Genomic DNA, 9,475 nt, shown 5'->3' with positions numbered 1-9,475 from the left:
GTTTCGGGCCAGGGCAAAAATGTCTGACATTGTCGGTCTTGTTCTTCCGTTCTTCGGGCTGATTTTCATCGGCTTTCTGGTCGCGCGCATGACCAGGCAGCCGCTGGAAGCGCTTGGCTGGATGAACACCTTCATCGTCTATGTCGCGCTTCCTGCCCTGTTCTTCCAATTGCTGGCCCGCACGCCGTTCGAACAGTTGACCGAATGGCGCTTCATCTTCGGCTCGGTATTTTCCACCTACACGATCTTCTCGATCATGTTCGTATGGTCGGTGACGGCGTCGCGCGGCGAGATCGCCCAGTCGACGATCAAGGCGCTGGCCGCGGCCTACGGCAATATCGGCTATATGGGGCCGGGGCTGGCGCTGCTCGCCTTCGGCGAACAAGCGGCGGTCCCCGTTGCGCTGATCTTCTGCTTCGAAAATATCATGCATTTCGCCATCGCGCCGATGATGATGGCGCTGTCGGGCGACGACAAGACATCGCCGTGGCGGCTCATCCTCGGCGTAGTCAGGAAAATCGTCCTGCACCCGTTCATCATCGCGACCGCGCTTGGCGTCGGCGCCGCCTATCTCGGCTTTCACCCACCGCAGCCGGTCGATCGCCTGCTCGAATATCTGTCTCGGGCGGCCGCCCCTTGCGCCCTGTTTGCCATGGGCGTGACGCTTGCGCTCCGGCCCCTCAACCGCGTGCCGCATGAGTTGGCGTCGATCGCGGCGCTGAAGCTGATCCTGCATCCATCGCTCTGCTACGTCGTGCTGAGCTGGATCGGGAACTTTTCCGAAATCTGGGTTTTTTCAGCCGTGCTTTTGGCGGCATTACCGACCGCAACCAACGTCTTCGTCATCGCCCAGCAATATGGCGTCTGGGTGCAACGCGCGTCGGCCAGCGTGCTGATCACCACCTGCCTCTCGGTGCTGACGGTGACCGGGCTGCTCTACATGATCCGCCACGGCATCTTACCGCCGGACCTGTTTCCCTGAACCGCCGGTAAGCGCCGCAAGGCCGCTGCCCGGCCTCAAGCCTTCGCGCATGAAAAAGGCGCGCAGCGGCGCGAAACTGCCGAGCACATTGAGGCCGGCGCTGCGTGCCATCTGCGCCGGCAACATGTCCGACAGCAACGACATGTTAAGCAGGTTGACCGCGCCCGAACGCGCCAGAATGTCGGGACGGCGCCTGGAATCATAGGCGGCCAAAGCCCTTGCGGCGCCAGGGTCGCCGCGATTTTCGCGTGCGATTCCAATCAGATCCTCGACGTCCCTGATGCCGAGGTTTAGACCTTGGGCCCCGATCGGCGGGAACACATGTGCAGCCTCGCCGACCAGCGCCACACGGTTTTGCGCGAAGCGCCCCGGTGATGCCGCTGAAAGCGGGTAAATTTGTCGGCCGGGCTCGACCGACACCCGGCCCAGCATCGACTGCATCTGCTGCTCGACACGCTCGGAAAGCGTCGCGTCATCGAGTGCGGCGAGGTCCTTCGCCGCCTCCGGTTTCACCACCCAGACGAGGCTGGAGCGGTTGCCGGGCAGCGGCACCTGGGTGAACGGCCCGGTCTCTGTGTGGAACTCGGTCGAGGTGAAGCCGTGTTCGCTGCGATGGCCAAAATTCAGCACCAGCGCCGCTTGGCGGTAGGATCGCACCGAGGCCACTATGCCTGCCGCCTCGCGCGCCGGCGACAGGCGCCCATCGGCAGCGACCGCAAGCGCGGCCGAGACTTCGCGACCATCAGTCAAGACGGCATGCGCCTGATCGGCGTCCAGACGCCAACTCTCGACCATCGACGTCAGCCATTCGATGCCGGGATGGGCCGCGACGGACTTGGCCAGCGTCGGGTTCAGCGCACTGTTGGGCAGGTTGAGCCCGAACTGCTCCTCGCCGATCTCCATGGCGCGAAAAGTCACCACCGGGCTGCGGATCAGCCGGCTGGTCGCATCAACGATGCGCATGACCTTCAGCGGCGCGGCCTTCGGCGCAAGTTCGGCCAGCACGCCCAGCCGATCGAGAACCTTGAGAGCAGGGTTCATCAGCGCCGTGGTCCGGCCATCGGGCCCGCCTGCTTCGGGTCCGACCAAGGTTACCGGAAAGCCCGCCTCGGCGAAACCGAGCGCCGCGATCAGTCCGGCAGGGCCGCTGCCGGCTACCAGTATCCGTGCTGTCTCGCGATGATCCAAATTGGACTTCCAGTTTGCGATGCAGGTGTCTACCCATGGATATAGGTCAGACCATGCGGCTTGATCAACGCGGCGATTAGACTCATTCGGTTGTCATGACCGGCCAGCAGGACGATTTCAGCCATCTCGACCGCGCCGGCCGCGCCACGGCAAGCCTGGCCCGCAGCCCCCGCCTGACGGTCAACATCGCCATCGCCGGCGGCATTCTGCTCGCCTGGTTCATTCTCGGCGCCATGGCGATCCGCGGCGCCGAAGGCCGGCTCCCCGGCGTACCAGGCGATGTGGTCCTGCGATATCTGCCGCAACTGCCGCTGCCGGATGTCCTCGACCGCTTCTTCGGCATGTGCCTGACGCCCGCACCACTTGATGCCGGCGGCGCACCGGTTCTGGCGCTGATCGTGATGTGGTTTTTGATGGCCGTGGCGACGATGCTGCCGTCGGCGGCGCCGATGATCCGTACCTATTGTGAAATCGCCGACACCGCCCGCATCAAGGGCGAGCCGGTGGCCCACCCGCTGGTCCTGGTTGCCGGCTACCTCTCGACATGGCTTGTCGCCTCTATCGGCTTCGCGGTGCTGACGTTGCTCGTCCACGCATTTGCGTCCTCCGCTCGATTGCTCGATCCGGTGAGCGGCCTTGCCGCGGCGGCCGCGCTGCTGGTTGCCGGCCTCTACCAGTTCAGCAGCCTCAAGCAGGCCTGCCTGACAAAATGCCGGAACCCGTTCTCGACACTGTTTTCCAACTGGAGCGCGGAGCCGGGTGGCATCTTCCGGCTAGGGCTGAAGCAGGGCCTGTGGTGCCTCGGCTGCTGCTGGGCGCTGATGCTGGTGATGTTTGCCGTCGGCGCGATGAACGTGTTCTGGATGGCGCTGATCGGCCTGTTCACCTTGATCGAAAAACAGACCACCGGCAGCCTTCCAACCCGAGTGGCCGGTGCGATACTGCTTGTCTGGGCAGTCGCCCTGCTAGTAGTCTCGGCATGACGGGGGATAATTCCATGGCAGAGCAAGGCTGGGCAATGAAAGGAGAGCTCGTACTCTCCTGCAATTGCACGGTTTTTTGTCCTTGCGTACTGTCGCTTGGCAGCCATCCGCCGACGGAGGGTTATTGCCAGACCTGGGCGGGCTTCCGCATCGACGCAGGCCATTTCGGCGAGGTCGACCTGTCCGGCCTCAATCTCGGTCTGGTCATGGAAATCCCAGGCTATATGAGCCGCGGCAACTGGACCGCAGGCCTGTTCATCGACAAGCAAGCCTCCGTCTATGCGGTGAAAGCGCTGACCAGGATCTTCACCGGGAAGGCCGGCGGAACCACCGCGCTGTTGTCGATCCTTGTCGGCAAGTTCCTCGGCGTCGAGCAGGTGCCGATCACCTACGAGACGCGTGACAAGACCCGTATTTTCCAGATACCGAAGATCATCGACGGGGCGGTCACACCGATTCCCGGCAAGGATCGCGAGAAGGATACCGTGATCGGCAACTCGGAATACTGGATCGCGCCGGAGATCATCGTGGCCAGGTCCGATAAGAGCAAGATGCGGGCTTTCGGCCGCAACTGGAACTTTGCCGGCCGCTCGGCCGAAATCTGCAAACTGGATTGGCGGGGCCCGTGAGCAAGAACACAACGGCCAGAAACGCCGCCAAAAAGATCACCGACCGGATACCCAGGCCGAAGAAAAAGGTCACCTGGCCGCAGGCGCGGGCATTCTCGGTGCATCTGTTGACCGCGTCTGGCTCGTTCCTGGCCTTCCTGTCGCTGGTGGCGGCAAGCGAGCAACGCTGGACGGCGATGTTCTGGTGGCTGGGGCTGGCGCTGTTCGTCGACGGCATAGACGGGCCGATCGCGCGCAAGCTCGAGGTCAAGGAGATTTTGCCGACCTGGTCGGGCGAGCTCCTCGACAACATCATCGACTATGTCACTTACGTGCTGATCCCGGCCTTCGCACTCTACCAGCGCGGCTTCATGGGCGAAGGGCTGTCGTTCCTGTCGGCGGCCATCATCGTGGTGTCCAGCGCCATCTATTATGCCGACACCGGAATGAAGACGAAGGAGAACTTCTTCAAAGGCTTTCCGGTGGTCTGGAACATGGTCGTGTTCACGCTGTTCGTCATCGAGCCCGGACAGTGGGTGTCCTTCGGCGTCGTCGTGGCGGCCGGCATCCTGACCTTCGTGCCGATCAACTTCATCCATCCCGTGCGGGTGGTGCGGCTGCGGCCAATCAATCTTGGCATGACGCTGCTCTGGTGCGCTTTCGGTGCGCTGGCGCTGGCGCAGGCGGCCCTTGCCGCCTTCTACGACCAGATCGGCGTTTTGGGCGAACAGGTCGGCGTCTTTACCAAGGTCGGCATCACCATCACCGGACTTTACCTCGCCTGCATCGGCGGTATCATGCAGTTCTTCCCCAAACTCGGCGCCAAGCCGGACACTAAGAAAGCCTGACCGCAGGAAAGCCCACAAATGTCCAAAGCAATCCGTATCCACGCCCATGGCGGTCCGGAAGTCCTGACCTATGAAGACGCCGATCCGGGGCAACCCGGCGCCGGGCAGATCCTGGTCAGGCACACCGCGATCGGCCTCAATTTCATCGATGTCTATCACCGCATCGGCCTCTATCCGCCGCCCGGCGGCTTCCCGCTGATCCCGGGCGGCGAGGCGGCAGGTGTGGTTCTCGAGGTCGGCGCAGGCATCGACTGGCTGAAGCCGGGCGACCGCATCGCCTATGCCGTCAATGTCGGTGCCTATGCCGAACAGCGCATTGTCGCCGCCGACCGCGTGGTCAAGGTACCGGACCGCATCAGCGACGAACAGGCCGCCGGCATGATGCTTAAAGGCATGACGGCGGAGTATCTGTTGCGCCGGACCTTCAAGGTGAAGGCAGGCGACACCATCCTGTTTCATGCCGCCGCCGGCGGCGTCGGGCTGATCCTGGGACAATGGGCAAAACATCTCGGCGCCACCGTGATCGGCACGGCAAGCTCAACCGACAAGATCGAGCTCGCCAAGGCGCATGGCTTCGACCATGTCATCAACTACAAGGAGCAGGATTTCGTCGCCGGCGTCGCCGCCATCACCGGCGGCAAGAAATGTGACGTCGTCTACGATTCGGTCGGCAACGACACATTCCCGGCCTCGCTCGACTGTCTGAAGCCGCTCGGCATGTTCGTCTCTTTCGGTCAGTCCTCTGGACCGATCCCGCCATTTTCGATGTCGGTGCTGGCGCAGAAGGGCTCGCTGTTCGCTACCAGGCCGACGCTGTTCGTCTACAACGCCAAGCGTGAAGACCTCGAAATCTCCGCCGCGGCATTGTTCGATGTGGTGTTGAGCGGCGCGGTCGAGATCAAGATCAACCAGCGCTATGCGCTGAAGGACGCCGGCAAGGCGCAAGCCGATCTCGAAGGGCGCAAGACCACGGGTACGACAATACTGATCCCCTGACGGAGGTTTGCCTTCCTTTCAGTGCTTTGCCGCGGCGCCCAGGCACTGTTTGCACGAAAAACCGGTCGGTCGGTTTGTTGTGCGAAACGGGTCTATCTTTACCCCTTGAGTTTCCGCTGAAATTCTTGAAGCTCTTTCAAGGTGGGTGCTGCTTTCGCACGAGAGCGGCCAGCGCATACGATGTTGGCGGGAACACAGAACATGTCCGGGAACCGGATGGGAGGCACTGTGAGTGCAGATCATGATGGAGCGAACCTGCTTGAGGTTCGTGGCCTGACCAAGATATTCGGCACCCTGACGGCGTGCGATCATATCGACCTCAACATCGCCAAGGGCGAGATCCACGCGCTGCTTGGCGAAAACGGCGCCGGCAAGTCGACGCTGGTCAAGATGCTGTTCGGCTCGCTGGAGCCCAATTCCGGCGAGATATTCTGGAACGGGGAAGCGGTGCGGATCACCAGTCCGGGCATGGCGAAGAAGCTCGGCATCGGCATGGTGTTTCAGCACTTTTCGCTGTTCGAGGCGCTGACCGCGGCCGAGAATATCGCTCTGTCTCTGGATGACGGCTCACCGATCAGCTCGATCGCGGCCAAGGCGAGGGCGCTTTCCTTCAGCTATGGCCTGCCGCTCGATCCGGACTCGCTGGTCGGCGATCTCTCGGTCGGCGAACGCCAGCGCATCGAGATCATCCGCTGCCTGTTGCAGACGCCGCAGCTCATCATCCTCGACGAGCCGACCTCGGTGCTGACGCCGCAGGAAGCCGACAAGCTGTTCGAGACGCTGGAGCGCCTGCGCTCCGAGGGCAAATCCATCCTCTACATTTCGCACCGGCTGGAAGAGGTCAAACGCATTTGCGACCGCGCGACCGTGCTGCGTCACGGCAAGGTCGTCGGCCATTGCAATCCGCGCGAGGAAACGGCTTCGTCGCTGGCCCGCATGATGGTCGGCAACGAGGTGAAGGCCGTGGTGCGTGCGCCGGCCGAAGGCATCGAGACCGCGCAGCCGCTGCTCGAAATCCGCGCCCTCAGCCGCAAGCCGGCAACGCCGTTTTCGATTCCGCTGAAGAATATCAACCTCACTGTGCGCGCCGGCGAGGTGATCGGCATTGCCGGTGTCGCCGGCAACGGCCAGGGCGAGTTCTTCGAATCCGTCTCCGGCGAGGTGCTGCAGCAGGACGCCGCATCCGTGCGCATCCGCGGCAAGGATGCCGGCTCGCTCTCGATCACAGGCCGGCGGCTGATGGGCGCTGCCTTCGTGCCGGAAGAACGCCTCGGCCATGGCGCGGCGCCACGCATGAAGCTTTCGGAAAACCTGCTTCTGTCGCGGCACGCCACCGACGGCAAGGTTTTTGTCGGCGCCGGCGGCGCCGTCAAAAGCGGTGCGGTCTATGCCGCCGCCCAGCGCATCATCGTGGCGATGGATGTGCGCAAGAGCGCGCCCGATCCGGAAGCTGCGGCCCTTTCGGGCGGCAATTTGCAGAAATTCATCGTCGGTCGCGAACTCGACCGCAGCCCTGCCGTCATGGTCGTCAACCAGCCGACCTGGGGCGTCGACGCCGGTGCCGCCGCCCACATCCGCCAGGCGCTGATCGAACTGGCGCGCAGCGGCTCGGCAGTTCTGGTCATCAGCCAGGACCTCGATGAGCTGTTCGAGATTTCGGACGCGATCGCGGTCATGCACAATGGCGAATTGTCCAAACCGCTGCCGATCGCCGAGGCAACTTTCGAAAAGGTCGGTCTGTTGATGGGCGGCGCCGAGCCTGGCCACGCCGAACATGGTCTGGAGACGGCATGATGCGCCTCGAACTCGTCAAACGCCCGCAGCGCTCTATGCTCTTTTCGGCGCTGTCGCCCTTCATCGCCTTCGCCCTAACGATCATCGCCGGCGCGGTTCTGTTCGCGCTGCTCGGCGTCAACCCGCTGAGCGCATTTGAGATCTATTTCATCGAGCCGATCAGCCAGGTCTGGCAGCTGCATGAGCTGGCGATCAAGGCCGCGCCGTTGATCCTGATCGCGGTCGGCCTGTCGGTCTGTTACAAGGCCAACATCTGGAACATCGGCGCTGAGGGACAGTTCATCCTCGGCGGCATTTTCGGCTCGGCCATTCCGGTGCTGTTTCCCGGGTTCGAAGGCCCGCTGGTGCTGCCGCTGATGCTGTTGTTCGGCATGGTCGGCGGTGCCGCCTATGCAGCAATCCCGGCTCTCTTGAAGACGCGCTTCGGCACCAACGAAATCCTGACCAGCCTGATGCTGGTCTATGTCGCCCAGCTTTTCCTCGACTGGCTGGTGCGCGGCCCCTGGCGCGATCCACAGGGCCACGGTTTCCCGCAGACGATCCAGTTCAATGACTCGGCGGTCCTGCCGGAACTGATGCCGGATGCCGGCCGCGCCAATTGGGGTTTTGTCTTCGCGCTTGTTGCAGCCGTGCTGATCTGGGTGCTGATGAGCCGCCTGCTCAAGGGTTTTGAGGTCCGCGTGCTCGGCTCCAGCCCGAGGGCAGGGCGCTTCGCCGGTTTCGGCCTCAACCGCATGGTGTTCTTCGCCTTCCTGCTGTCAGGCGCGCTGGCTGGGCTTGCCGGCATTTCGGAAGTCTCCGGCGCCATCGGCCAGCTGCAACCGGTGATCTCGCCCGGCTACGGCTTCACCGCCATTATTGTCGCGTTCCTCGGCCGGCTCAATCCGCTCGGCATTGTCGCCGCCGGCCTGGTGCTGGCGTTGACCTATCTCGGCGGCGAGGCGGTGCAGAGCGCGCTCGGCATTTCCGACAAAGTGGCACGCGTGTTCCAGGGCATGCTTTTGTTCTTCGTGCTCGGCTGCGACACGCTCATCCACTATCGCATCCGTCTGGTCGGCATGGCGCTGACGAAAAGCGCGGCGAAGCTTGAAGCCGCGCCGAAGTTGAAGGAAGCCCGCTGATGGACATCGCCGTCAACATCCTTTTGACCATCGCCACGGCGGCGACGCCGCTTTTAATAGCGGCCATCGGCGAACTGGTGGTCGAGCGCTCCGGCGTGCTCAACCTCGGCGTCGAAGGCATGATGATCATGGGCGCCGTCGGCGGCTTCGGAGCCGGCTATCTCACGGGATCGCCCTGGATGGGCCTGTTGGCGGCAATTGCCATGGGCGCGGTGTTCTCGCTGCTGTTTGCGGTGATGACGCTGTCGCTCGCCACCAATCAGGTGGCGACCGGCCTGTCGTTGACGCTGCTCGGCCTCGGCCTTTCCGGCATGATGGGGACCAGCTTCGTCGGCCAGCCCGGCGAGCGGCTGCCAAACCTCTACGTTCCGGTGCTCACCGACATTCCCGTGGTCGGCAGGCTGTTGTTCGGCCAGGACCCGATCTTCTACATCTCGATCGCGCTGACGGCGGCCGTCATGTGGTTCCTGTTCAAGACCCGCACCGGCCTCACTCTGCGCTCGATCGGCGACAGCCACACATCGGCGCATGCGCTCGGCATCAAGGTCATCCGCTACCGCTATCTCGCGGTCATCTTCGGCGGCGCCTGCGCCGGCCTTGCCGGCGGCCATCTGTCGCTGGTCTACACGCCGCAATGGGTGGAGAACATGAGCGCGGGCCGCGGCTGGATCGCGCTGGCGCTGGTCGTCTTCGCCTCCTGGCGGCCGTGGCGCGTGCTCGCCGGCGCCTACATCTTCGGCGCGGTGTGGATCGGCCAGCTTCATGCACAGGCATTTGGCATTCCGGTGCCTTCGCAGCTGCTTTCTTCTCTGCCCTATCTGGCAACCGTCGTGGTTCTCGTTCTAATCTCGCGCAACAAGCGTCTGACGATGATGAACACGCCGGCTTCCTTGGGGCAGCCATTCGTTCCGGATCGTTGACAACAAAAACAAACGGGAAGCTCCAAGGCTAAACT

General features: G+C 63.2%; 9 protein-coding genes. 8 read left to right on the top strand and 1 reads right to left on the bottom strand.

The genetic code is table 11. From position 1 onward, the window contains the following. Positions 1-19: 19 nt before the first annotated feature. Positions 20-982 carry an AEC family transporter gene (locus tag NKJ18_RS11100; protein ID WP_023741221.1) on the top strand — a complete coding sequence of 321 codons (963 nt, stop codon included), beginning with the start codon at positions 20-22 and terminating at the stop codon, positions 980-982. On the opposite strand, the gene NKJ18_RS11095 is transcribed toward NKJ18_RS11100, so the two are convergent. Continuing rightward, positions 959-2,170: a UbiH/UbiF family hydroxylase gene (locus NKJ18_RS11095; RefSeq protein ID WP_352758226.1), complete on the bottom strand. Its 1,212-nt coding sequence runs from the start codon at positions 2,168-2,170 to the stop codon at positions 959-961. The two genes, NKJ18_RS11100 and NKJ18_RS11095, sit on opposite strands and share 24 nt — an antisense overlap. A gap of 95 nt (positions 2,171-2,265) precedes the next feature. Between NKJ18_RS11095 and NKJ18_RS11090 the strand changes: the two genes are divergently transcribed. From NKJ18_RS11090 to NKJ18_RS11060, 7 genes are all read left to right on the top strand, one after another. After that, entirely contained in the window at positions 2,266-3,153 is an 888-nt protein-coding gene (locus NKJ18_RS11090) for a DUF2182 domain-containing protein (RefSeq protein ID WP_352459009.1), read from the top strand. Positions 3,154-3,167: 14 nt separating this feature from the next. Further along, positions 3,168-3,782 carry a DUF1326 domain-containing protein gene (locus NKJ18_RS11085; protein WP_023706821.1) on the top strand — a complete coding sequence of 205 codons (615 nt, stop codon included), beginning with the start codon at positions 3,168-3,170 and terminating at the stop codon, positions 3,780-3,782. Beyond that, entirely contained in the window at positions 3,779-4,609 is an 831-nt protein-coding gene (gene pcsA, locus NKJ18_RS11080; RefSeq protein WP_023682522.1) for a phosphatidylcholine synthase, read from the top strand. The genes NKJ18_RS11085 and pcsA overlap by 4 nt, the downstream gene beginning before the upstream one ends. An 18-nt stretch (positions 4,610-4,627) precedes the next feature. Next, the gene (locus NKJ18_RS11075; RefSeq protein ID WP_023682523.1) at positions 4,628-5,605 is read left to right on the top strand and encodes a quinone oxidoreductase family protein; all 978 of its coding nucleotides are present in this window, start codon (positions 4,628-4,630) and stop codon (positions 5,603-5,605) included. A gap of 216 nt (positions 5,606-5,821) precedes the next feature. Beyond that, complete coding sequence (locus tag NKJ18_RS11070) at positions 5,822-7,399, top strand: ABC transporter ATP-binding protein (RefSeq protein ID WP_023682524.1); 1,578 nt, start codon at positions 5,822-5,824, stop codon at positions 7,397-7,399. Beyond that, the gene (locus NKJ18_RS11065; RefSeq protein WP_031193354.1) at positions 7,396-8,520 is read left to right on the top strand and encodes an ABC transporter permease; all 1,125 of its coding nucleotides are present in this window, start codon (positions 7,396-7,398) and stop codon (positions 8,518-8,520) included. The genes NKJ18_RS11070 and NKJ18_RS11065 overlap by 4 nt, the downstream gene beginning before the upstream one ends. Further along, positions 8,520-9,440, top strand: coding sequence for an ABC transporter permease (locus tag NKJ18_RS11060; RefSeq protein WP_023682526.1), 921 nt, complete (start codon positions 8,520-8,522; stop codon positions 9,438-9,440). Before NKJ18_RS11065 ends, NKJ18_RS11060 begins: the two co-directional genes overlap by 1 nt. The last annotated feature ends 35 nt before the right edge of the window (positions 9,441-9,475 follow it).

Source organism: Mesorhizobium sp. M0217, assembly GCF_040321955.1.
In the GTDB taxonomy this organism is placed as follows: domain Bacteria; phylum Pseudomonadota; class Alphaproteobacteria; order Rhizobiales; family Rhizobiaceae; genus Mesorhizobium.
The sequence above is the reverse complement of the archived record's forward strand: the minus strand, read 5'-3'. Positions and strand labels throughout refer to the sequence as shown.